The sequence below is a fragment of the Streptomyces sp. NPDC025806 genome (assembly GCF_055558275.1).
Genome location: NZ_JBVHMU010000003.1, coordinates 468,995 through 492,916, shown reverse-complemented (window position 1 = coordinate 492,916; position 23,922 = coordinate 468,995). Strand labels below are relative to the sequence as shown.

Annotated in this window: 19 protein-coding genes; 17 read left to right on the top strand and 2 right to left on the bottom strand. The window is 73.3% G+C overall.

Annotation, left to right across the window (positions count from 1 at the left end):
- Genes asnB through ACZ4E1_RS09150 form a run of 16 tightly spaced genes read left to right on the top strand, consistent with a single transcriptional unit; the run spans position 1 to position 20,461 of the window.
- Positions 1-1,935 (top strand): asparagine synthase (glutamine-hydrolyzing), encoded by a 1,935-nt coding sequence (asnB, locus tag ACZ4E1_RS09225; protein ID WP_467537326.1) that lies wholly within the window; start codon positions 1-3, stop codon positions 1,933-1,935.
- 54 nt (positions 1,936-1,989) lie between these two features.
- On the top strand, positions 1,990-4,161 hold the full coding sequence (locus tag ACZ4E1_RS09220) for a bi-domain-containing oxidoreductase (protein WP_467537324.1): 2,172 nt from the start codon (positions 1,990-1,992) through the stop codon (positions 4,159-4,161).
- Positions 4,158-6,092 carry an alginate lyase family protein gene (locus tag ACZ4E1_RS09215; protein WP_467537322.1) on the top strand — a complete coding sequence of 645 codons (1,935 nt, stop codon included), beginning with the start codon at positions 4,158-4,160 and terminating at the stop codon, positions 6,090-6,092. The genes ACZ4E1_RS09220 and ACZ4E1_RS09215 overlap by 4 nt, the downstream gene beginning before the upstream one ends.
- Before the next feature lie 8 nt (positions 6,093-6,100).
- Positions 6,101-7,636 carry a right-handed parallel beta-helix repeat-containing protein gene (locus ACZ4E1_RS09210; protein ID WP_467537320.1) on the top strand — a complete coding sequence of 512 codons (1,536 nt, stop codon included), beginning with the start codon at positions 6,101-6,103 and terminating at the stop codon, positions 7,634-7,636.
- Between the two features lies 1 nt (position 7,637).
- On the top strand, positions 7,638-8,882 hold the full coding sequence (locus tag ACZ4E1_RS09205; protein WP_467537611.1) for an O-antigen ligase domain-containing protein: 1,245 nt from the start codon (positions 7,638-7,640) through the stop codon (positions 8,880-8,882).
- Between the two features lie 2 nt (positions 8,883-8,884).
- The gene (locus ACZ4E1_RS09200; protein ID WP_467537318.1) at positions 8,885-10,099 is read left to right on the top strand and encodes a glycosyltransferase; all 1,215 of its coding nucleotides are present in this window, start codon (positions 8,885-8,887) and stop codon (positions 10,097-10,099) included.
- Positions 10,096-11,358, top strand: a complete 1,263-nt coding sequence (locus ACZ4E1_RS09195; RefSeq protein WP_467537316.1) for a class I SAM-dependent methyltransferase — start codon at positions 10,096-10,098, stop codon at positions 11,356-11,358. The genes ACZ4E1_RS09200 and ACZ4E1_RS09195 overlap by 4 nt, the downstream gene beginning before the upstream one ends.
- A complete protein-coding gene (locus ACZ4E1_RS09190) occupies positions 11,355-12,149 on the top strand; it encodes a glycosyltransferase family protein (protein WP_467537314.1) in 795 nt (264 codons plus the stop codon). Before ACZ4E1_RS09195 ends, ACZ4E1_RS09190 begins: the two co-directional genes overlap by 4 nt.
- Complete coding sequence (locus tag ACZ4E1_RS09185) at positions 12,146-12,793, top strand: PIG-L deacetylase family protein (protein ID WP_467537312.1); 648 nt, start codon at positions 12,146-12,148, stop codon at positions 12,791-12,793. The genes ACZ4E1_RS09190 and ACZ4E1_RS09185 overlap by 4 nt, the downstream gene beginning before the upstream one ends.
- A 6-nt stretch (positions 12,794-12,799) precedes the next feature.
- Entirely contained in the window at positions 12,800-13,825 is a 1,026-nt protein-coding gene (locus ACZ4E1_RS09180; protein ID WP_467537310.1) for an NAD-dependent epimerase/dehydratase family protein, read from the top strand.
- Positions 13,822-15,096 (top strand): DUF4910 domain-containing protein, encoded by a 1,275-nt coding sequence (locus ACZ4E1_RS09175; protein ID WP_467537308.1) that lies wholly within the window; start codon positions 13,822-13,824, stop codon positions 15,094-15,096. Before ACZ4E1_RS09180 ends, ACZ4E1_RS09175 begins: the two co-directional genes overlap by 4 nt.
- A gap of 5 nt (positions 15,097-15,101) precedes the next feature.
- The gene (locus ACZ4E1_RS09170; protein WP_467537306.1) at positions 15,102-16,406 is read left to right on the top strand and encodes a hypothetical protein; all 1,305 of its coding nucleotides are present in this window, start codon (positions 15,102-15,104) and stop codon (positions 16,404-16,406) included.
- On the top strand, positions 16,403-17,359 hold the full coding sequence (locus ACZ4E1_RS09165; protein WP_467537304.1) for a glycosyltransferase family 2 protein: 957 nt from the start codon (positions 16,403-16,405) through the stop codon (positions 17,357-17,359). Before ACZ4E1_RS09170 ends, ACZ4E1_RS09165 begins: the two co-directional genes overlap by 4 nt.
- Complete coding sequence (locus tag ACZ4E1_RS09160; protein ID WP_467537302.1) at positions 17,356-18,576, top strand: polysaccharide pyruvyl transferase family protein; 1,221 nt, start codon at positions 17,356-17,358, stop codon at positions 18,574-18,576. Before ACZ4E1_RS09165 ends, ACZ4E1_RS09160 begins: the two co-directional genes overlap by 4 nt.
- Complete coding sequence (locus ACZ4E1_RS09155) at positions 18,573-19,127, top strand: dTDP-4-dehydrorhamnose 3,5-epimerase family protein (RefSeq protein WP_467537300.1); 555 nt, start codon at positions 18,573-18,575, stop codon at positions 19,125-19,127. The genes ACZ4E1_RS09160 and ACZ4E1_RS09155 overlap by 4 nt, the downstream gene beginning before the upstream one ends.
- A gap of 8 nt (positions 19,128-19,135) precedes the next feature.
- The gene (locus ACZ4E1_RS09150; protein ID WP_467537298.1) at positions 19,136-20,461 is read left to right on the top strand and encodes a glutamate-1-semialdehyde 2,1-aminomutase; all 1,326 of its coding nucleotides are present in this window, start codon (positions 19,136-19,138) and stop codon (positions 20,459-20,461) included.
- Positions 20,462-21,021: 560 nt separating this feature from the next.
- Here the strand turns inward: ACZ4E1_RS09150 and ACZ4E1_RS09145 are convergent.
- Positions 21,022-21,657, bottom strand: coding sequence for a hypothetical protein (locus tag ACZ4E1_RS09145; protein WP_467537296.1), 636 nt, complete (start codon positions 21,655-21,657; stop codon positions 21,022-21,024).
- Positions 21,658-21,857: 200 nt separating this feature from the next.
- Positions 21,858-22,493: a phosphatase PAP2 family protein gene (locus ACZ4E1_RS09140; RefSeq protein WP_467537294.1), complete on the bottom strand. Its 636-nt coding sequence runs from the start codon at positions 22,491-22,493 to the stop codon at positions 21,858-21,860.
- A 179-nt stretch (positions 22,494-22,672) separates the two neighbouring features.
- On the opposite strand from ACZ4E1_RS09140, the gene ACZ4E1_RS09135 reads away from it, so the two are divergent.
- On the top strand, positions 22,673-23,788 hold the full coding sequence (locus tag ACZ4E1_RS09135) for a hypothetical protein (protein ID WP_467537291.1): 1,116 nt from the start codon (positions 22,673-22,675) through the stop codon (positions 23,786-23,788).
- Positions 23,789-23,922 lie beyond the last annotated feature (134 nt).

The following is a 23,922-nucleotide window of genomic DNA, read 5'->3' as shown; positions in this document are numbered from 1 at the left end:
ATGTGTGGCATCGCAGGGACGTACCGGTGGCCGGACGGGAAGCTCGTGACCGACCGGCTCACCGACACGCTCGCCCACCGCGGCCCGGACGGTTCGGGCCGGTACAGCCATCCGGCCGGTGACGGCGAGGTGCATCTCGGGCACCGCCGGCTGTCGATCATCGACCTGTCGGAGACCGGGGCCCAGCCCATGGTCTCGGACGGCCTCGTGCTCACGTACAACGGCGAGCTGTACAACGCGCCGCAGCTGCGGGCCGAGCTGGAGGCCGGCGGGGTGCGGTTCCGCGGCACCTCCGACACCGAGGTGCTCCTGGAGGCGTGGCGGCGCTGGGGCACGGACTGTCTGCCCCGGCTGCGCGGCATGTTCGCGTTCGGTGTCTTCGACGAGCGCACGGGTGAACTGGTGCTGGCCCGCGACCAGTTGGGCATCAAGCCGCTGTTCGTGCTGCGGCGCGGCGAGGGCCTGGTGTTCGCCTCCGAGCTGAAGGCGCTCGCCGCGGCGACCGGCGGCTCCCTGGAGGTGGACCCCGGGGCGCTCATCGCCTCGCTGCTCTACTACTGGGTGCCGGACTCGCGGTGCGCGTTCCGCGAGGCGGAGAAGCTGCCGCCGGGGAGCTGGCTGCGGGTGCGGCCCGACGGGCGCACGGAGCGCGGCCGGTACTGGCACCTCAAGGAGGTCGCCGCCGAGGGCCAGGAGCGGGCCCGCAGCGGTGAACTCCCGGACCTGGCCGCGATCGTGGAGGAGTCGACGCGGCGCCACCTGCTGTCCGACGTGCCGGTGGCGACGTTCCTGTCCGGGGGCCTGGACTCCAGCTGGCTGACCGCGCTCGCGGCCCGGCATCAGCCCGGGATCTCCGCCTACACGATCGGGTTCCGCGCCGAGGACGCCCGCTTCGAGGCCATGCCGGACGATCTGCGCTACGCCCGGCAGGTCGCCGCGCGGTTCGGGGTCGATCTGCACGAGATCGAGATCGCCCCGGACGTGCTCGACCTGCTGCCCCGGATGACGTACCACCTGGACGAGCCGATCGGTGACCCCGCCGCGATCAACACGTATCTGATCTGCTCCGCCGCCCGGGAGGCCGGGGTCAAGGTGATGCTGTCCGGGATGGGGGCCGACGAACTGTTCGCCGGGTACCGCAAGCATCTGGCGAACCTGCTGGCGCTGCGCTACCAGCGGGTGCCGCGGCCGGTGCGGCGCGGGGTGTCGGCGGTCGTGGACCGGCTGCCGGTCGCCACGTCCCGCCGGGGTCTGCGCTCGGTGCGCTTCGCGAAGCGGTTCCTGTCCTTCGCGGAGCTGCCGGAGGAGACCGCGTTCCGGCGCAGCTACACGATGTACGACCGGGGCGAGCTGCTCGACCTGGTCGATCCGGACCTGGCCGGGACGGTCGAGGACGTGCTGACCGAGCACGCGGACGTGTACCGGGACAACGAGCTCGACGACTTCGTGAACCGCATGTGCCTGGGCGACGCCCGGATGTTCCTGCCGGGCCTGAACCTGGCGTACACGGACCGCTCCAGCATGGCCGCGTCGACCGAGGTGCGGGTGCCGTACGTGGACGTGGAGGTCGTGAAGGCGGCGTTCGCGGTGCCCGGCGACCGCAAGATCGTGGGCCGGCAGGGCAAGGCGGTGCTCAAGGAGGCGGCGACCTCGATCCTGCCTCGGGAGATCGTGTACCGGCCCAAGGGCCTGTTCAGCGCGCCGCTGCGGGCCTGGATGAGCCGGGACCTGGCGCCGCTGGTGCGCGAGGTGGTGCACGACGGGGAGCTGGTGCGCTCCGGGTTCCTGCGGCGCGAGGCGCTGCAGCGGCTGGTCGCCGAGGACGCCTCGGGGCAGCGGGACCACTCCAAGCACCTGTGGCACGTACTGACGCTGGAGCACTGGTACCGGAGCGCGACCACCGGCGCGGGCCGGGACACACCCATGGCCGCGTAGCAGGACCTCGCAGGGCGCTGTTCGACAACTGGGATGGAAACAAGGGGATTTCGAGTGAAGCAGGTTGTGCAGAACTACAAGAGCGGCGAGCTGGCGCTGCTCGACGTGCCGGTGCCGGGGTGCAAGCCGGGCGGGGTGCTGGTCCGCAGCGCCTTCTCGCTGATCTCGACGGGCACGGAGCTCATGAAGGTGTCCGAGGCCGGCATGTCGATGGTGGGCAAGGCCCGCTCGCGACCCGACCAGGTGGCCAAGGTGATGCAGAGCGTGGCCACCAACGGGGTGCCCGCGACGTACCGCAAGGTGATGGGCAAGCTGGACTCCTACACGCCGCTGGGCTATTCGCTGTGCGGGGTGGTCGAGCAGGTCGGCGCGGGGGTCGACGATGTGGCGGTCGGTGACCTGGTGGCCTGCGCGGGCAACGAGCACGCGCTGCACGCCGAGCTGAACTGGGTGCCGAAGAACCTGTACTCCCGGGTGCCGGACGGTCTCGCGCCGCGGCACGCCGCGTTCGGCACGGTCGGCTCGATCGCACTCCAGGGCGTGCGGCAGGGCGAGCCGCAGCTCGGGGAGACGGCGCTGGTGATCGGGCTGGGCCTGATCGGGCAGCTCGTGGTCCAGCTGCTCGCCGCCTCCGGGGTACGGGTGGTGGGCGTCGACCCGGACCCGGTGCGCTGCGAACTGGCGGAGCGGCTCGGCGCGGCGGCCTGCGGCGATCCCGAGTCGGCGGCCGTGGCGGCGGCCGTCGCCGAACTCACCGACGGGCACGGCGTGGACCAGGTGTACCTGGCGGCCGGCGGCGGCAGCAACCAGCCGGTGGAGCTGGCCGCGCGCCTGGCCCGGGACCGGGGCCGGGTCGTCGACATCGGCAAGTGCCGCCTCGACCTGCCGTGGAACGCGTACTACGAGAAGGAGCTCGACGTCCGCTTCTCGCGCAGCTACGGGCCGGGGCGCTACGACCCCGAGTACGAGCTGGAGGGGCGGGACTACCCGATCGGCTACGTGCGCTGGACCGAGCGCCGCAACCTGGCGTGCTTCCTCGACCTCATGGCCCGCGGCCGCGTCGACGTGGAGCCGCTCGTCTCCCACGTCGCCGACTTCTCCGACGCGGTCGAGACGTACCGGAGCCTGAAGGAGGGCGAGCTGAAGGCCGTCGCGGTGCTGTTCGAGTACCCGGCCCCCTCGGCGGAGGCCGAGGCCCCGGCGGTGAGCGTGCCCGCCGTGACCGTGAAGCGCAGTCCGGTGCGGGCCGCCGTGACGCCCGTCCGCGTGGCGTTCGTCGGGGCGGGCAACTACGCGACGTCGATGCTGCTGCCGCACCTGGCGGGCCGCGACGGCGTAGAGCTGTCGACGGTCGTCACGACGACGGCGCTGTCGGCGGCCAACGCGCAGCACAAGTTCGGCTTCCACCGGGCGACGACGGACCTGGACGCGGTGCTCGGCGACAAGGACATCGACGCCGTGTTCGTCGTCACCCGGCACAGCTCGCACGCCGAGCTGACCCGCAGGGCGCTGCTCGCGGGCAAGGCCGTGTTCGTGGAGAAGCCCCTCGCCCTGTCCGAGGAGGAGCTGGCCGATGTGCTGAAGGCGGTCGAGGAGTCGGGCAACGACCGGCTCCAGGTCGGCTTCAACCGCCGGTTCGCGCCGCTGCTCCAGGAGGCCCGGCAGCGCTTCGGGGAACGGACGGGCCCGGCGAGCCTGCGCTATCTGGTGAACGCGGGCCGCCTCGACCACGGCAGTTGGTATCTGCGCCAGGGAACCGAGGGGTCCCGGTTCGCGGGCGAGGGCGGGCACTTCGTCGACACGGCGAGCTGGCTGCTCGGCGCCGACCCGGTGTCCGTGTACGCGACGGCCTCCTCCGGCGAGGAGGACCTCCAGGTGCTGCTGCGCTACCCGGACGGCTCGACCGCCACGATCAGCTACGTCACGACGGGCGCCCCGGGCTTCCCCAAGGAGACCCTGGACCTGGTCGCGGACGGCAAGGTGCTGCGCCTCGACGACTTCGTCCGGGCCTCGGTCTATGGACGTAAGCGGTGGGTCAGTTCGCGGCTGCCGAAGGCGCGGGACAAGGGGCAGGAGGCCGAACTGGCCGCGTTCGTCCGGGCCGTGCGCTCCGGCGGGCCGATGCCGGTGCCGCTGGAGTCGCTCGTCGCCACCACGGCGGCCACCCTCGCGGTGCGCACGGGCCTGGCCGCCGGCGCCCCGGTGACGCTGGCGAGGCAGCCATGACGATGAGCGCGGGCTGGTACCTGCGGCGGCTGTCCCGGATGGACCCGCGGGAGGTCGCGGGCCGGGTCGGCGACACGGTGCGCCGGCGGCGGTGGCGGTCGGCGCCGCCCGAGGCCCCGGCCGTGACCGGGGCCCGGTTCACCGCCGTGCTGCCCGCCGGGGCGCTCGCCGACGTGGCGCCGGACGCCGTGAAGCGGCTCGTCGCCGAGGCGGACCGGCTGATGGACGGGCACGCCGGGTTCTTCGGCGTGGTCCGCGACGATCTGGCGGACCCGGACTGGCGGTTCGACCCGAAGACGGGGCGCCGGGCTCCTTCGGGCTACGCGTTCGACGTGCCGTACCGGGACGAGGACGCGGTCGGTGACATCAAGCAGATCTGGGAGCTGTCCCGGCACCACCATCTGACGGTGCTGGCCGCCGCGTACGCGCTGACGGGCGACGAGCGGTACGCCGAGCGCGTGGCGGAGCACCTGCGGTCGTGGTGGGCGGGCAACGCGCCGCTGCGCGGGGTGCACTGGGTCAGCGGCATCGAGCTGGGCATCCGGCTCCTGTCGTGGGTGTGGGTGCGCCGGCTGCTCGACGGCTGGGCGGGCGCGCCCGCGCTGTTCGAGCACAACCCGGTGGCGCGGGACCAGATCTGGCACCACCAGCGCTGGCTCGCGGCGTTCCCGAGCCGGGGCTCGTCGGCGAACAACCATGTGATCGCGGAGGCCGCCGGGCAGTTCGCCGCGGCCTGCGCCTTCGACTGGTTCCCGTCCTCGGCGCGGTGGCGCACCGACGCACTGCGGCTGCTCGACCGGCAGCTGCGGGCCAACACGTTCGGCTCGGGGCTCAACCGGGAGCTGGCCACCGAGTACCACGGCCTGGTCCTCGAACTCGCTCTGGCGGCGGTGGCCGAGGCGGACGCGGCGGGCGTCGCGGTCCCCGCGACGACGCGGCTCGTGCTGCTGCGGATGACGGACGCGCTCGCGGCCGTCGTGGACGAGCGGCTGCGGCCCCCGCGCCAGGGCGACGCGGACGACGGGCACGGTCTGGTCCTCGACGGCGCGGACACCGACCGCTGGGGCTCGCTGCTCGCCACCGGGGCCGTCGTGTTCGGCCGGCTCGACTGGTGGCCTGAGGTGACCGGCACCGATGTGCGCACGCCGCTGCTGACCGCGCTCCTGCGGCCCGGCGCCGCCCCCGCCGTGTCCCGCCCCGACCACCGCCCGGTCCACTTCGCGGACGCGGGCCTGACCGTGCTGCGCGGCCCGGACGGGATCTGGTGCCGGTGCGACGGGGGGCCGCACGGCTTCCTGTCCATCGCCGCGCACGCGCACGCGGACGCGCTGTCGGTCGAGGTCCGGCACCAGGGCGTCGACGTGCTCGCCGACCCGGGCACGTACTGCTACCACGGCCAGCCCGAGTGGCGGAGCTACTTCCGCTCGACGCTCGGCCACAACACGCTGGAGCTGGACGGCGCGGACCAGTCGGGGTCCGGCGGCCCGTTCCTGTGGACCCGGCACGCGACGAGCCGCGTCCTGCGTGCGACGGCGTCCGCGTGGTCCGCCGAGCACGAGGGCTACGCGGGGACCGTGCACCGGCGCCGGGTCGAACTGGACGCGGTGACACAGGAGTTGACGATCGTCGACGAGGTGCGCGGCGGCCCGCGCCGGGACGTGCGCCTGGCGTTCCACCTCGGCCCCGCGATCACCGCCGTACTGGAGGGGAACCGCGCCGTGCTCACCTGGACGCGCGACGGCGAGGACCGCCGCGCCGTGCTCGACCTGCCGGGGCGGCTGTCCTGGCGGGCGCACCGCGGCGAGAGCGCGCCGCCGCTCGGCTGGTACTCCGCCGGGTTCGGGCGCAAGGAGCCCGCCACGACGCTCGTCGGCACCGGATCCACCGACGGCGCGGAGGGTTTCACCACCGTGCTCGGATTCCGCGGCTAGGGGGGCGCGTGGCGATCAGGAGGAGGCACTGGGCGTCGGCGGCAGCGCTGGCGCTGGTTCTGCCGGCCGCGGCCGGGTGCACGAGCTCGCCGGACGCGTCGGCGAAGCCGGGCGGCGCGCCCACCACCTCGGGCGTGCCGGCCACGACCGTGGCCCGGATGTGCGCCGCCCCGGCGGACGGGCCCGAGAAGGCTCCCGAGGGCGCGGTCACCGTCGACCCGAAGGTGGTCGGCGATCTGGCGGCGAAGACGAAGAAGAGCCCGCCGAACACGACGTTCTGGCTGCGGCCCGGCGTGCACCGGCTGGACCCGGACCGGTTCGCGCAGGTCGTCCCCAAGAAGGGGGACCGCTTCGTGGGGGCGCCGGGCGCGGTGCTCGACGGCGGGAAGAAGAACCAGTACGCGTTCGCCGGCACGGCGGCCGACGTGACGATCAGCCACCTCACCGTGCAGGGCTTCGTGGCGCCTCCGGACGAGGGGGTGGTCAACCACGACTCGGGCGACGGCTGGGTGATCGAGCACTCCACGATCCAGCGGAACACCGGCGCCGGGCTGATGGCCGGGGCCCGCCAGCAGGTCCGCGCCAACTGCCTGCGGGACAACGGCCAGTACGGCATGAACGCCTACAAGTCGAAGGGCCGGATCAAGGGCCTGGTCGTCGAGGGCAACGAGATCGTCGGCAACAACACGGGCGACTGGGAGAAGAAGCGGGAGGGCTGCGGCTGCACCGGCGGCATCAAGTTCTGGGCCGTGGACGGTGCCGACGTGCGGGGCAACTGGGTGCACGACAACCGGGGCACCGGCCTGTGGGCGGACACGAACAACAACGACTTCCGCATCGAGGACAACGTGCTCGAGGCGAACGACGGCGCCGCGCTGATCTACGAGACGAGCTACAACGCGGTCGTCCGCAACAACACGATCCGGCGGAACAACTGGGTCGAGGGCCGCGAGCGGGCCGACGAGGGCGACAGTTTCCCGTTCGCGACGGTCTATCTGTCCGAGTCGGGCGGCGAGCCCCGCGTCCCGGCCCGCACCGACAAGATCGAGATCTACGGGAACGTGCTGGAGGACAACTGGTCGGGGATCACCCTGTGGGAGAACGCCGACCGGTTCTGCAACAGCCCGGCCAACACCTCCTCCGGCGACTGCACGCTGCTGGTGCCGAAGACCTCGCACTGTGCGCGGCCCGCGATCACGAAGGAGCCGCTGTACTCCGACTGCCGGTGGAAGACCCAGCGGGTCGACGTCCACGACAACCGCTTCGTGCTCGACCCGGACGTCGTCAAGTGCAAGGCGGAGTGCGGGCGCATGGCGGTCCTCGCCAACTACGGCACCTATCCCGACTGGTCGCCGTACAAGGGCGAGAAGGTGGCCGAGGCGATCACCGGCAAGCAGCACAACCGCTGGCACGACAACGACTACCGCGGCCCGTGGAGCTTCGTCGCCCACGACCCGAGCCGGACGCTCGACTTCAAGGAGTGGCAGGCGGAGCCGTACCGGCAGGACGCGGGCAGCACGCTGCGCGGACGGGACGGTGACTGAGATGGACGGCGCCGCGGCGCTCCGCACGCCCCGCACCGTCGGGGTCGTGTGGGGACTGCTCGTCCTCAACACGCTGGGCTCCGCCGGGGCGAAGACGATCGTCCCGCTGCCCCGCTCGGTCATCCAGGTCGTCACGATGGGCGCGCTGGTGGGCGCGTTCGCGCTGGCGCTCATGGTCAACCTGCGGCTGCGCGTGCGGCCCAGCGCCTACGTGCTGCTGCTCTCGCTGCTGGTCGTGGCGAGCGTCCTCGCGAGCGTGAACCTGGAGTCGGGCTTCGGCGCGCTGTTCCGCTGCGCGCGTCTCGCGCTGTTCGTCAGCACGCTGTGGCTGCTGAGCCGCTGGTGGGACGGCGGCCTGACGTTCGTCCGGCACCACATCCGGATGTACTTCTTCGTCCTCGGCTCGGTCGCGGCCGGCCTCGTCGTCTCGCCGGGGGCGGCCCTGCCCGACCTGTACGGGGGGCGGCTCGTCGGTGCGCTGTGGCCGCTCACCCCGCCGCAGATCGGCCAGTACGCCGCGGTGATCATCGGGCTGACCGTGCTGCTGGTGATCGGCCGCAGGACGGACCGGGCGAGCGCGGTGGTCGTCATCGTGCCGTCCCTCGTGCTGCTCGCCCTGACCCACACGCGGACGGCGACCCTCGGCCTGATCATCGGGCTCGTCCTGGCGATCGGCTCCCTGTTCCTGACCAGTGCGGCGGCCCGCCGGTTCTTCGGCTGGGCCGTGGTGTGCGCGACGGTCGCCGCCGTCGCGTTCGCCTCCGCGCTCCAGTCCTGGTTCCTGCGCGGCCAGACGGAGGAGAACTTCTCCAGTCTGACCGGCCGGGCCAAGGTCTGGGACGCGCTGCTCTCCGCGCCCCGGACCACCGCGCAGCAGGTGTTCGGCGTGGGCCTCGGCGACAAGTCGTTCGGCGGGCTGCCGATCGACAACAGCTGGCTGGCGGTCTACAACGAGCAGGGTCTGATCGGGGTGACCCTCGTCGCGGCGATCATCCTCGTGCTCGGCGGCGTCGCGCTGCTGCGACCGCCGTCGCTGCAGCGGGCCTGCGCGATCTTCCTCATCAGTTACTGCGGGATCGCCTCCTACACCGAGGCGGGCCTGGGCGACGCCTCGCCGTATCTGCTGCATCTGGCCGTCGCCGCCTCCCTGTTGGCGGTGCCCGTCAGAAGCACGCCGGCGCCCTCGCCCGACGTCCCCGGGCGCCGTGCCGTGCGCCGCACGCCCCGCCGTTCGGAGGTGTCCTGATCGTGCGTGTCCTCGTGGTGCACAACCGGTACGGCTCGGCGCAGCCGAGCGGGGAGAACAACGTCGTCGACCGGGAGGTGGAGCTGCTGCGCTCGGCGGGTCACCGGGTCGACCTGTTCGAGCGGCGCAGCGACGACATCTCTGAGCGTTCCCTGCTCGGGAAGGTCGCGGTGCCGCTGCTCGTGCCGTGGAACCCGGCGGTCCGTACGGAGCTCGCGGCGCGGCTGCGCGCGGAGCGGCCCGACGTGGTGCACGTCCACAACGTGTTCCCGCTGCTGTCCCCGGCGGTGCTCGCCGCGTGCGCGGACGCGGGGGTGCCGGCCGTCGCGACGCTGCACAACTACACGCAGGTCTGCCCGCCGGGCACGCTCCAGCGGGACGGCCGGCCGTGCACCGAGTGCGTCGGCGGGAGTCCGCTGCCCGCCGTGCGGCACGGCTGCTACCGCGGCTCGCGCCTGGCGACGGTGCCACTGGCGGTCAGCCTGTCGGCGAACCGGCGGCGGTGGTGGTCCGGCGTCACGCGCTTCCTGTGCATCTCGCAGGCGCAGCGCGAGGTGCTCGTACGGGCCGGGATGCCGGCGGAGCGGATCGCGGTGAAGCACAACTTCGTGCCGGAGCCGGAGGTCCGCCGCGCGGAGTCGTCGGCGGGCGAGCACCTGCTGTTTCTCGGCCGGCTCGCCGAGGCGAAGGGTGTCCGGCTGCTGATGACCGCGTGGGACACGCTCGCGGCGGACGGCGGGGTGGGCGTGCCGCTCGTGCTCGCGGGCGCGGGACCACTGGAGCCGGAGGTGGCCGCGTGGGCGGCGGGCCGCGACGACGTGCGCTTCGCGGGCCTGCTGGATCCGGCGGAGAGCCGCAAGGCGGTCGCGCGGGCGGTGGCCGTGGTGGCGCCGTCGACGTGGCTGGAGGCGTTCGGCCTGGTGGTCGTGGAGGCGATGGCGGCCGGGGTCCCGGTCGTCGCCGCCGGGCACGGCGCCTTCGTCGAGCTGGTCGAGGACGGGGTGACCGGGCTGCTGCACCGCCCGGGCGACGCCGCCTCGCTGGCGTCCCGGATCCGCCGGATCGCGGGCCGTCCCGATCTGGGCCGGGAGCTGGGCCGGGCCGCCCGGAGCCGCTACGAGCAGGGTTTCAGCCCCGCCGTCGGCCTGGAGCGCCTGCTGGAGGAGTACCGCACCGCGATCGCGGGACGGTCGGAACAACTGGGGGGCAGTAGATGACACGATGCCGACTGTGCGGCTCGGAGGCGATGGCGAGCGTCGTCGATCTCGGCGCGACGCCGCCGTGCGAGAGTTTCCTCGCCGCGCACGAACTGGACCGGGCCGAACCGGCGTACCCGTTGCACCTGCGGGTGTGCACGGAGTGCTGGCTGGCGCAGATCCCGCCGCTGATCACGCCGGAGGAGACGTTCAAGGAGTACGCGTACTTCTCGTCCTTCTCGACGTCCTGGGTGGAGCACGCGCGCACCTTCGTGACCGGCGCCGCGGACCGGCTCGGTCTGGGCCACGCGTCGTTCGTGGTGGAGGTCGCGAGCAACGACGGCTACCTGCTGAAGCACATGGTGGAGCGGGGGGTGCGCTGCCTGGGCATCGAGCCGTCGGTGAACGTCGGCGCCGCCGCGCGCGAGGCGGGCGTGCCGACGCTCACGGAGTTCCTGAGTCCGCAGGTCGGCGGGGAGGTCCGCGCGGAGCACGGCCCGGCGGACCTCGTCGTGGCGAACAACGTGTACGCGCACATCCCCGACGTGGTCGGCTTCACGCAGGGCCTGCGGGCGCTGGTCGCGGACGACGGCTGGGTGTCGATCGAGGTGCAGCACCTGCTGACCCTGATCGAGGAGAACCAGTACGACACGATCTACCACGAGCACTTCCAGTACTACACGGTCGCGTCCGCGATCCGGGCGCTCGCGAGCGGCGGTCTGACGCTCGTGGACGTGGAGCTGCTGCCCACGCACGGCGGTTCGATCCGGCTGTGGGCCCGCCCGCAGGAGGCGGCCGGCGAGCCGTCCGAGCGGGTCGCGGACGTGCTGGCCCGGGAGAAGGCCGCCGGGCTCCAGGAGCTGTCCGGGTACGCGGAGTTCGCCGCCCGGGTCGCGAAGGTGCGCCGGGACCTCCTGAAGTTCCTCATCGGGGCCGCCGAGCGCGGCGAGACGGTCGTCGGCTACGGCGCCCCCGGCAAGGGCAACACCCTGCTGAACCACTGCGGGATCCGCCCCGACCTGCTGCCGTACACGGTCGACCGGAACCCGTACAAGCACGGCCGGTTCACCCCGGGCGCCCGCATCCCGATCCTGCCGCCCGAGCGGATCGCCGCGGACCGGCCGGACTACGTCCTGGTCCTGCCGTGGAACCTGCGGGACGAGCTGGTGGAGCAGCTGTCCTACGTCCATGAGTGGGGCGGCCGCCTGGTCTTCCCCGTCCCGGAACTGAGCATCGTCGAGGTCGCGCCCGCAGAGGTCGCCGGAGGGGTCACGTCATGAAGGTCGTCCTGTTCTGCGGCGGTTACGGGATGCGGATGCGCGAGGGCACGGGCGACGACGTGCCCAAGCCGATGGCGATGGTCGGCCCGCGCCCCCTGATCTGGCACGTGATGCGCTACTACGCGCACTTCGGGCACAAGGAGTTCATCCTGTGCCTCGGCTACGGCGCCCACCACATCAAGGAGTTCTTCCTCACCTACGAGGAGACGACGTCCAACGACTTCGTGCTGCGCGGCGGGAAGACGGAGCTGCTCTCCACCGACATAGCCGACTGGACCATCACGTTCGCGCAGACCGGCATCGAGTCGCCGATCGGTGAGCGGCTGCGCCGGGTGCGCCACCACCTGGACGGCGACGAGATGTTCCTCGCCAACTACGCGGACGTGCTGACCGACGCCCCGCTGCCGGAGATGATCGAGAACTTCGAGCGGCGGGACGCGGGCGCCTCGATGATGGTGGTGCCGCCGCAGTCCTCGTTCCACTGCGTGGACCTCGGCGAGGACGGCCTGGTCGGCGGGATCACTGCGGTCAGCGACATGCCGCTGTGGGAGAACGGCGGCTACTTCGTGCTCCGTCAGGAGGTCTTCGACCACATACCCGAGAACGGGGACCTGGTCGCCGACGGCTGCGCCCAACTGGCCAAGCAGGGACGCCTTGTGGCGCACCGGCACCGCGGGTTCTGGAAGCCGACCGACACGGTGAAGGAGCGGGCGGCGCTCGACGCCTCGTACACCCGGGGCGAGCGTCCGTGGGCCGTGTGGGAGCGGGACCCGGCGGGGGTGGGCGCGTGATCGGGCTGGGCGCCGGCCGTCTGGAGCGGATCGTGGCCGTCGGCGCGCACTGCGACGACCTCGCGATCGGCGCCGGCGGCACCCTCCTCACGCTGTGCCGCGCGCACCCCGGTCTGCGGGTCGACGCGCTGGTCCTCACCGGCGGCGGCACCGAGCGCGAGCAGGAGGAGGAGGCCGCGCTCGCCGCGTTCTGCCCGGGCGCCGATCTGCGGCTGACCGTGCACAAGCTGCCGGACGGCCGGCTGCCCGTGCACTGGGACGAGGCGAAGCGCGCCGTCGAGGAACTGCGCGCGCAGGGCGACCCGGACCTGGTCCTCGCCCCGCGCACGGACGACGCGCACCAGGACCACCGGGGTCTCGCCCGGCTGATTCCCACCGCGTTCCGCGACCACCTGGTCCTCGGCTACGAGATCGTCAAGTGGGACGGCGATCTCGGCCGCATGGCCGCGTACCAGCCGCTGTCACCGGAGACGGCCGAGGACAAGGTCCGGCTGCTCCAGGAGCACTACCCCTCGCAGCGGCACCGTCCCTGGTACGACCGGGAGGCCTTCCTGGGCCTCGCCCGGATCCGCGGCATCGAATGCCACGCGCGCTACGCCGAGGCCTTCGCCGTCACCAAACTCACTCTCAACCTGGGGGGTTGAACCACCTTGCGCGTACTGCTGACCGGACACCAGGGCTATCTGGGCACCGTGATGGCCCCGGTCCTCGCCGCCGCCGGACACGAGGTCGTGGGCCTCGACTCCGGCCTGTTCGCCGACTGCGTGCTCGGCCCGGAGCCCGCCGACCCGCGCGGTCACCGCGTGGACCTGCGCGACGTCACGGCCGAGCACGTGGCCGGGGTGGACGCCGTGATCCACCTCGCCGCGCTCTCCAACGACCCGCTGGGCTCGCTGGCCCCCGAACTCACCTACGACATCAACCATCACGCGTCGGTCCGGCTCGCCCGGCTGGCCCGCGACGCGGGGGTGCGGCGCTTCCTGTACGCGTCGACCTGCTCCGTCTACGGCGCGGCGGGCGGTGACGAGCTGGTCGCCGAGGAGGCGCCGCTGCGCCCGGTGACCCCGTACGCGGAGTCCAAGGTGCGGGTGGAGGACGACCTGCACGCGCTGGCCGACGCCGACTTCACACCGGTGTACATGCGCAACGCGACCGCGTTCGGGTTCTCCCCCAGGCTGCGCGCCGACATCGTGCTCAACAATCTGGTCGGGCACGCCCTGTTGACCGGCGAGGTGCTCGTCCTGTCCGACGGCACCCCGTGGCGGCCGCTCGTGCACGCCGCCGACATCGCGCAGGCGTTCACGGCCGCGCTTCAGGCGCCGCGCGAGGCGGTGCACGACCGGGCGTTCAACGTCGGCAGCGAGGTCAACAACGTGACGGTCGCGGAGATCGCCGCGCAGGTCGCCGAGGCGGTCGACGGCGCGAAGGTGCGGATCACCGGCGAGAGCGGCGCCGACCCGCGCTCGTACCGGGTGGACTTCTCCCGGATCCGTGAAGCGCTGCCCGGCTTCGACTGCGCGTGGACGGTGAAGCAGGGCGCGCTCGAACTGGCCGACGCGTACCGGACGCACGGGCTGACCATGGCGGCGTTCACGGAGCGTTTCACCCGGCTCGCCGTGCTGCGCGCGGCGTCCGAGGCCGGCACCGTCGACGACACCCTGCGGCGGCGCGGATGACCGCTGTCGGCGAGGAGATGCACGCGCTGGTGGAGCGGATGTACCCGCTGTGCCGGAGCATCACGGGCGACGGGGTGCGCGCCACCCTGGACATCGTCGGCGAGCACGTCCCGCTGACCCGGCACGAGGTGCCGACGGGAACGCAGGTGCTCGACTGGACGGTGCCGCAGGAGTGGAACATCCGTGACGCGTACGTCGCGGACGCCACCGGCAAGCGGGTCGTCGACTTCGCCGCGTCGAGTCTGCATGTGCTCGGCTACAGCGTGCCGGTGTCCACGCGGATGCCGCTGGCCGAGCTGAGGAAGCATCTGCACACCCTGCCGGAGCACCCGAAGTGGGTGCCGTACCGGACGAGTTACTACAAGCCGGAGTGGGGGTTCTGTCTGGCCCAGGAGACCCTGGACGCGCTCCCGGACGGCGAGTACGAGGTCGTCATCGACTCCACGCTCGCGGACGGCCACCTCAGCTACGCCGAGCACGTGGTGCCCGGCCAGGTCTCCGACGAGGTGTTGGTCTCCTGCCACGTCTGCCACCCGTCGCTGGCCAACGACAACCTGGCCGGGATCGCCGTCGCGACGTTCCTGGCCCGGGAGCTCGCGGAGCGGGAGCCGTACTACACGTACCGGTTCGTGTACGCGCCCGGCACGATCGGGGCGATCACCTGGCTGGCCCGCAACCGGGAGCGGGTGGGTCGGGTGCGGCACGGGCTGGTGCTCGCGTGCGCGGGCGACCCGGGGAATCTCACGTACAAGCGGAGCCGGCGCGGCGACGCGGAGATCGACCGGGTGCTGCGCCATGTGCTGACCGCATCGGAACGGCCGCACGAGATCAGGGAGTTCACCCCGTACGGCTACGACGAACGGCAGTACTGCTCGCCCGGCTTCGACCTCGGCGTCGGCTCGCTCACCCGGACCCCGTACGCGGGCTACCCCGAGTACCACACCTCGGCGGACGACCTGGACTTCGTGTCCCCGGCCGCGATGGCGGACACCCTCGCCGTCTGCCGCGAGGCGTTCGCCGTCCTGGACCGCAACCGCCGCTACCTCAACCTCAGCCCGTACGGCGAACCGCAGTTGGGGCGGCGCGGGCTGTACGAGGCGCTCGGCGGGCGCAGCGACACCCAGGAGGCCCAGATGGCGATGCTCTGGGTGCTCAACCTCTCCGACGGCGAGCACGATCTGCTCGACGTCGCCGAGCGGTCCGGGCTGCCCTTCGCCACCGTCGCGGACGCGGCCGACGCGCTCGCCGCGGCCGGCCTGATCAAGGCGTGACGCCGATGACCACCGAGAAGGAGACCGAGGAGGTGCGGGCGACGGCACGGGCCGGGTCCGCGCGGCGGGCCCTCGTCGGCCGGCTGTCCTGGGGGCTCGCCGACCAGGCGGCCTCCAGCCTGTCCAACTTCGTGGTGGGCGTGTACGTGGCCCGCTCGCTGGGCGTCACCGCGTTCGGCGTGTTCAGCCTGGCCTGGGTGACGTACGGCGTGGTGCTCAACGTCTCCCGGGGCCTGGCCACCGACCCGCTCGTGGTGCGGTTCAGCGCGGTGCCTCAGGCGGCCTGGCGCGGGGCCGTCGCCCGGTCGACCGGTACCGCGCTCGGGGTCGGGGTCGTCATCGGCGCGGCCTGCCTGGCCGTCGGGCTCGCGCTCGGCGGCCGGGTGGGGCCCGCGTTCGCCTGCCTCGGCGTGGTCATGCCGGGGCTGCTGCTCCAGGACGCCTGGCGGTTCTCGTTCTTCGCCGCGGGCGCGGGCCGCAAGGCGTTCGTCAACGACCTGGTGTGGGGCGCCGCGCTCCTCCCGGCCATGGTCGTGGCCGACCGTGTGGGCGGCGTCGGCGCGTTCGTGGTGGCCTGGGGCGCCTCCGCCGCGGTCGCCGCCGCGTACGGCTGCGTCCAGTGCGGGATCCGGCCCCGGCCCGGCCGGGCCCGCTCCTGGCTGCGCGAGCAGCGCGACCTCGGCTACCGCTACCTCGTCGAGAACGTGAGCCTCAGCGGCGCGAGCCAGCTGCGGGCCTACGGACTCGGCGTGATCGTCGGCGTCGGCGCGGTCGGCGCGGTGCGCGGCGCCGAGCTGCTGCTCGGCCCGTTCCTCGCCGTGCTGATGGGCCTGTCCCTGGTCACGGTCCCCGAGGCGGCCCGGGTGCTGCGCAGTGCCCCGCACCGGCTCGGCCGGTTCTGCCTCCTGCTGGGCGGCGGGCAGGCCGGCGCCGCCCTCCTGTGGGGCGGCGCCCTGCTGCTGATGCCGGACCGGCTCGGCGAACTGGTCCTCGGCCACGTGTGGGAGTCGGCCTCCCCGCTCGTCGTGCCGGTGACCCTCGCCGTCGCCGGGGCCGGTCTCGGCACGGGCGCGGCGGCCGGGCTGCGCGCGCTCGGCGCGGCCCGGCGCAGCCTGCGCTGCCAGCTGTTCGCCTCCCTCTGTTACGTCACCGGCGGGCTCGGCGGGGCGGCCGCCGGCGGCACGGTCGGCTCGGCCTGGGGCGTCGCCGCCGCGACGCTGAGCGGCTCGGCCGTGTGGTGGCTGCACCTGCGGTCCGCCCTGCGCGAGCACCACCGGAACCACGAGAACCACGAAGCGAGGACGTCATGACCCCCCACCCCAGGCTGAGCATCGGCCTGCCCGTGTACAACGGCGAGGAGTACCTCGCCGAGTCGCTCGACGCGCTGCTCGGCCAGACCTACGAGGACTTCGAACTGGTCGTCTCCGACAACGCCTCGACCGACGCCACCCAGGAGATCTGCCGCAAGTACGCGGCGCGGGACTCCCGCGTCCGCTACCTCCGGCTGCCCCGCAACGTCGGGGCGACCCCGAACCACAACCGGGTGTTCGCCGAGTGCCGCGGCGAACTGTTCAAGTGGGCCTCGCACGACGACCTGTACGGCCGGGACCTGCTGCGCCGCTGCGTGGAGGCCCTGGACGAGCGGCCCGACGTGATCCTGGCGCACACCGACCAGGCGGTCATCGACGCCGACGGCCGGGTGAAGGTGCCGTACGCGTACACGCTCGACACCGGCTCGCCGAGCGCCCCGGACCGCTTCCGCAGCCTGCTGTTCGAGCCGGGCGGCGACGACTTCTACGGGGTGATCCGGGCCGACGTGCTGCGCCGGGTGAAACCGCTCGACAGCTACCACCACGCGGACCGCACCTTCGTCGCCGAGATCACTCTGCACGGGCGCTTCCACCAGGTGCCGGAGCTGCTCTACTTCCGCCGCGACCACCCGAACCGCGCCGAGCGGGCGAACCCCGGCAAGCGCGCCCGCTGCGTCAACCTGGACCCGCGCCGGGCCGGGCCGCTGCATCCGACGCCGCGGCTGCTCGCCGAGTACCTGTGGGGGTTCGTCGCGGCGATCCGGCGGGCGCCGCTGTCCCCGGCCGACCGGCGGGCCTGCTTCGGCCATCTCGCCGACTGGATGAGCAGCCGGGTCAGGCCGGGCGCCGGTGAGCGGGTCGAGGACCGCGCGCCGGTCGACCCGGACCTGCTCACCGTCTCCGTCGACGAGCTCGTCGCCGGGCGCGAGGGCCGGACCGGGGGGCGGGCGTGACGCCGGTGCGCGTCGGGGTGTTCGGCCTGCTCGGCTCCGGCAACCTCGGCAACGACGGCTCCCTGGAGGCCCTGCTCGGGTATCTGCGCGCGGAGCATCCGGACGTGGTCGTGGACGCGCTGTGCGGGGGGCCCGAGGCGGTCACGGCCCGGTTCGGGATCCCCGCGACGCGACTGCACTGGTACCGCGGGGAGTACCGGACGGCGTCCCGCGCCGGGGCGATCGCCGGGAAGGGCCTCGGCAAACTCGTCGACGTGTTCCGCACCGCCGCCTGGGTGCGACGGCACGACGTGGTGATCGTGCCCGGCATGGGCGTCCTGGAGGCCACGCTGCCACTGCGGCCGTGGGGCTTCCCGTACGCGCTGTTCCTGCTGAGCGCGAGCGGGCGGCTGCTCGGCACGAAGGTCGCGTTCGTCAGCGTGGGCGCCGCCCCGATCGGCAATCCGTCGACGCGGGCCCTGGTGCGCTGGTCGGCACGCCTTGCCGCGTACCGCTCGTACCGGGACGAGCGGTCCCGGGACGCGCTGCGGGGCATGGGCGTGGACACCACGCGCGACCGGGTCTACCCGGACCTCGCGTTCGCCCTGCCCGCCCCGGAGCGGGTGGCGCCCTCGGGTCCGCCGGGGCCGGTCTGTCTCGGCGTCATGGACTTCCACGGCGGCGACGACGACCGCGCGCGGGCCGACGAGATCCACCGGCGCTACCTCGACGGCACGATCCGCTTCGTGCGCGCGCTGGTCGGCGAGGGCCGGCCGGTGCGGCTGCTCACCGGCGACACCTGCGACGCGTCGGTGGTCGCGGCGATCCTCGACGCCGTCGACTCGCCCCTGGTCACGGCCGCCGAACCGGCCTCGCTCGCCGACCTGATGGACGAGATGACGGCCGCCGACACCGTGGTCGCGGTCCGCTACCACAACCTGATCTGCGCCCTGAAGACCGGAACACCCGTCCTCGCCGTCAGCTACGCGGCCAAGAGCGAGGCGCTCATGGACCGGATGGGCCTCGGCGCGTACTGCCATCCGGCGCGCGAGGTCGACGCGGACCGGCTGCTCGAACAGTTCCGGGAGCTGGAGAAGAACGCGGCGGACGTCCGGCGGACCCTCGCCGAGCGGGGCGAGGTGACCGCCCGGCAGCTGCGCGAGCAGTTCGACGCCCTGACCGCGCTCCTGCCCTCACCCACCGACACCACCACCCCCACGTTGCGAGAGGTTCCATGAAAGCGACCGAAGTCCCGGAGATCTCCGGCGCGTTCCTGTTCGAGTCCACCCCGTACGCCGACGAACGCGGCTTCTTCTGCCGCACCTTCGACGCGGACGTGATCCGCTCGGTGGGCCTCGATCCGCACGCCTTCGTCCAGGACAGCGTGTCCCGGTCGGTCCGGGGCGTGCTGCGCGGGATGCACCTGCGCTCGGGCGCCGGGGAGGCCAAACTCGTACGCTGCTCGTCGGGGCGGATCTTCGACGTCGTCGTCGACCTGCGCGAGGACTCCCCCACGTACCTGGGCCGGGCGTTCTTCGAGCTGTCCGGCGAGACGCAGACGACGCTGTACATCCCGGCGGGGTGCGCGCACGGCTTCCAGGCGCTCAGCGAGAGCGCCGACACCTCGTACCGGATCGACCGTCCGCACGATCCGTCCGAGGACGTGACCATCGCCTACGACGACCCCGAACTCGCCATCCCCTGGCCGCTGCCCGCGACGTCGGTGTCCCGCCGCGACCGGGAGGCGCCCGGACTCGCGGAGGTCCTCAAGCAGCGGAAGGAAGGGTGACCCGGGCCGTGGACGCCGAAGACTTCGAACTGCCCCGCTCGCGCGCGGCGAACGAGCGGCTGCACGCGCTGATCCCCGGAGGCGCGCACACGTACGCCAAGGGCGACGACCAGTACCCCGAGCACCTCGCGCCGGTCATCAGCCACGGCAAGGGCGCGCACGTGTGGGACGTCGACGGGAACCGGTACATCGAGTACGGGTCCGGGCTGCGCTCGGTGAGCCTCGGGCACGCCCATCCGCGCGTGACAGAGGCGGTACGCCGTGAACTGGACCGCGGCAGCAACTTCGTGCGGCCGTCCGTCCTGGAGGTGGAGGCCGCCGAGCGGTTCCTCGCGACCGTGCCGACGGCCGAGATGGTGAAGTTCGCCAAGAACGGCTCGGACGTCACCACCGCGGCGGTCCGCCTCGCCCGCGCCGTCACCGGCCGCACCCGCGTGGCGATCTGCTCCGACCACCCCTTCTTCTCCGTGGACGACTGGTTCATCGGCACGACACCGATGTCCGCCGGCATCCCGGCCGCGATCACCGACCTGACCGTCGGATTCCCCTACGGCGACCTGGCCGCCACGGAGGAGGTCCTGGTCCGGCACGCCGGCGAGATCGCCTGCCTGATCCTGGAGCCGGCCGGCCATGTCGAGCCACCGCCCGGCTACTTGGAGGGGCTGCGCGAACTGGCCCACCGGCACGGGTGCCTGCTGGTGTTCGACGAGATGATCACGGGACTGCGCTGGTCCGAGGCGGGGGCGCAGGGCCTCTACGGGGTCGTGCCCGACCTTTCCACGTTCGGGAAGGCGCTCGGCAACGGGTTCGCGGTGTCGGCGCTCGCCGGGCGGCGGGAGTTCATGGAGCGGGGCGGGCTGCGGGACGCGCACGACCGGGTGTTCCTGCTGTCCACCACGCACGGGGCGGAGACGCATGCGCTGGCGGCGGCGATGGCGGTGCTGGACACGTACGTCGAGGAGGGGGTGACGGCCCGGCTGCACGCGCTCGGGGAGCGCTTGGCCTCCGGCGTACGGGAGGCCGCGGCGAGCCGGGGTGTCGGGGAGCATGTCGTCGTCCGGGGCCGGGCCAGCAACCTGGTGTTCGGCACGCTGGACGAGTACGGGCAGCCGTCCCAGCCCTACCGCACCCTGTTCCTGCGGCAGTTGCTGGCGGGCGGGGTCCTCGCTCCCTCCTTCGTGGTGAGCGGCGCGCTCGAGGAGACGGACATCGACCGCACGGTGGAGGTCGTGGCCGACGCGTGCGGGGTCTACCGCAAGGCCCTGGACGCGGGCGACCCCACGCCGTGGCTCGGCGGCCGCCCGGTCAAGCCCGTCTTCCGGCAACGGGCTTGACCACGCCGCGGTAGGCCTTGGGCGCGGGGCGCGACCGGGGGGCTGATTCGGGCGCCGGGCGCGATCGGGGGGTCTGGCTTGGGCGCCAGGCGAGATCAGGGGTCCGGCTTAGCGCCGGGGCGAACTGTCTCCCGCCTATGGCCCGCCCCCTTATCCCACCCACCCGCCCCCTCCGGGGGCGTCGGCCCGGCGCCCAGCCTCGGCCACGGGTTCCCGTCATCCCGAGCTGAGGCGGCGCTGATTCGGCGCCGAGCAGAGCGCCCCGCCAGGGGCGCGGGGAACTGCGCGACCAGCCACGACGGCGCAGCGGTCGGCGACGAGGCTCAGCCCCTACGGCGGGCGACGCTGCACCCCGGCCCCGCCGACCGCGTGCTCCAGCGGCCTCGGCCCCGTCAGGGGCGCGGGGAACTGCGCGAGCAACCACGACGGCGCAGCGGTCGGCGACGGCGCTCGGCCCCTACGGCGCGGCACAGCCGGCCCCAGCGACCTCCGCCCCGCCAGGGGCGCGGGGAACTGCGCGGTCCGCCACGTCGGCGCGGCGCCGTTTCCGCGGACGATCCTCAGCCGGCCGGAACCTTGTCCGTGAGGGCGTAACCGCCCTTGATCACCTTGGAGTCGGCGGCCGGCGCCATGCACTTGGTCAGCAGAGGCTCGCCCTTCTCCGTGCCTCCGGAGATCCCGATGCGGCTGGGCCCGCCGCCCTCGCCCTCTGCCACGTAGAAGCTGATCCCCATGCGGACATGCCGCTTCAGATAGTCGTCCCAGGCGCCGACGTTGCCCCCGGTGCGCACGAGGCGCCCGGTCACGGTGGCGGTGGGGCCGCCGCTGGTCAGGCAGTCGACCTTGAAGTCGCCCCAGTTGACCTTCGCGGGCTCGCCGTCGGCGGCCGGCATCCGGTGGTAGATGCGAAAGGTCCCCCAGGCCTTGTCGGGCTGGGCCCAGCCCACGCCCTTGAAGACGGCATGGGCATCGACCGTGACCTGGATGTCGTCACCGACCGCGGGATAGTCCATACGGCCCCAGCCTTTGAGTCGGGAGGTGAGGGCCCCGGACGGGGCGGAGGCGTGCACGGCCTCGCCGGAGTCGCGCGTGGGGGACACCGGCGCCGAGGCGGAGGCGACCCCCGCGGTGGTCGCCAGGACGGCGGCCGCCGCGAGGAACGTGACGGCGCGGTGGGACAGCTTGAACCGGGACATGGTGAAGCTCCATTCGGGGTGCGGAACCGAAGCGTCGGAGGGAGAGAACCCTCCGCCCTGCCACGACCGATCCTGCTCGGCATCCGCCGCGCACACGTCAGTCACCGGTCGCGACCTCGTTCCGCCGCGCGGCCGAGCCTGCCGGTGGACCGGTCCCTCTCCCGACGTACGCGACGGCGGCGTCCTCCCGGCGGGCGGGGCTACTTCGGCGCCGGCTCCGAGGCCCCCGGTCTCGAACCCCGCCGCGCTGCCGCGTCGAAGAGCCCGGCCAGCGTCAACGTGAGCGCCAGCGCCACGCACCAGCCACCCAGGACGTCCGTCGGGTAATGCGCGCCCAGCGCGACCTGCGCCCACCCCATCGCGCCGCCGGCCACGAGCGCCGCACCGAAGACGACCCCGCGCCGCCCGGTCACGACCAGCGCCACCCCGACGGCCAGCGCCGTGAAGAAGGCCGTGTGCCCGCTCGGGTACGACAGGTTCCCGTCCCCGTGGATCGTGCGGCCCACCACGTGCTTGAGCAGGGTGGCCACAGCGACGGCCACACCACTTGCCGCGACGAGGAACACCGCGCCCCGCCGGCGCCCCCGCAGCAGGCACCAGCCCACGACGGCGCCCACCAGCACCACGGCCCCCACCGGCTCCCCGAGGAAGTCCAGCGTCAGGGCGACCCCGCGCCAGGGCTGCCCGACCGTGTCGTCCGTCGCATCGACGAACCACCGGTCCACCCGCCCCGGCTGCCCGTGCCCGGCGTACAACACCCCGATCACCGCGACGACCAGCACGGCCACCGCCCCGGTCACCGCCGCGAACCCCCGCAGCGCCGGAGGCAGTAGCACCCGCTCCCCCGCCGCACCGTCCCTCCCCGACTCGGACTCGGATTCCCCCACCGACGTGCCCCCTGTCATGTCCGCCGCCCTGGTCCTGGGCGACGGTTCCAGTATCGAGCCCGCTCCGGAGACCCGCATCCAGAGCGCCCGTGCGATCATCATGCCTCGCCGAAGATCAGGAGGAGTGCGTGAACTCGGGTGGGGACAAGGGCGGTTCGTCCGTTTCGGACGAGGAATGGGAGCGCTTCCTCAGGGAGTCCGAGGAGGGCGTGCACGACGCGCCGAAGGAGCCCTCGGCGCGGGCCCGGACGGTCACCCGCCGCCTCCAGGAGGAGAACCTCCGAAACAGCGACGGCGACGGCTGGCGGACGTACCGCCCCGACCACCCCCGCAGCCGCAGCCGCAGCCGCACCGGCTGGTACGTGGCCGGAATCCTCGCCGCCCTCGCCGCCCTGCTCTGGGCCCTGGCCCCGGACCGGGTGACGAACCTGCTCGGCGCGGGCGGCGCACCGGACGCCACCCCGCTCGGCGCGGAGACGGCACGCCCGTCGGGCCCGCCCCCGTCCGCCGGAACCCTGCGCGGCACACGCGCCGAACCGTTCCGGGGTTCGCCCGCCGCCCGCTGGGCCGACGGCGCGGCCGGCATCACGGTCCCCGCGCCCCGCGCGACGGCCTGGATGGACGAGGCGCAAGTCGCGAAGGCCCTGGACCGCAGCCGTGACTTCCTCGTCGCCTCCAGCCTCGACCGAGAGGTCCTGCGCGGCGAACGCCCGAGCGAGGCCGTCGCGTACATCAATCCGAAGCAGCCGAAGGAGCAGGAGTTCATCGAGACGGCCCTGCGCTCCCCCAGCGAGAAGTACAACCCGCTGGTGCTGTTCAGCCGCTTCGACCCCGACAGGACGTCGCTGGTCGGGGACGTCGTCAAGGTCCGCGGCCGGCTCTCGTACGAGGAGGGGCCGGGCCCGCACCACGCGCTGCGGGTGACCAGCGACGTGACGTACGTGTACCCGGTCGTGGCCACGGCCGGCGACCCGAACGAGGTCACCCGGGTCATCGTGCGGCGCCAGGTGGTCATGGACTGGCAGAACCCGGAGAAGGTCGTCACCAAGGACGGCACGTTCTCCGTGCACAGCAACATGGTCCACACCACGAACGCGGGCTGCCGCACCTACAACGGCTTCCTCACCCCGACCTTCGGCGAGACCGAGGCGTCGGACGGGCCGACCTCGGACCCGTACGACCGTAGCGCGCCGGTGGTCTCCGAGCAGCACGACGGCGAGTGCGGCACCGCCACCCGCTCCTAGGGCGTGTGTCGAAAGTCCCGTCGTCCGCCCGAAGGGCGGGCCCCGCGGTGTCCGGTGCGTGCGATCGCAAGGCGCCGGAGCGTCCTCATAGCGGAGCTATTAGGTCGTTTCGGCAACGCCGCGAGCGTGCGTGC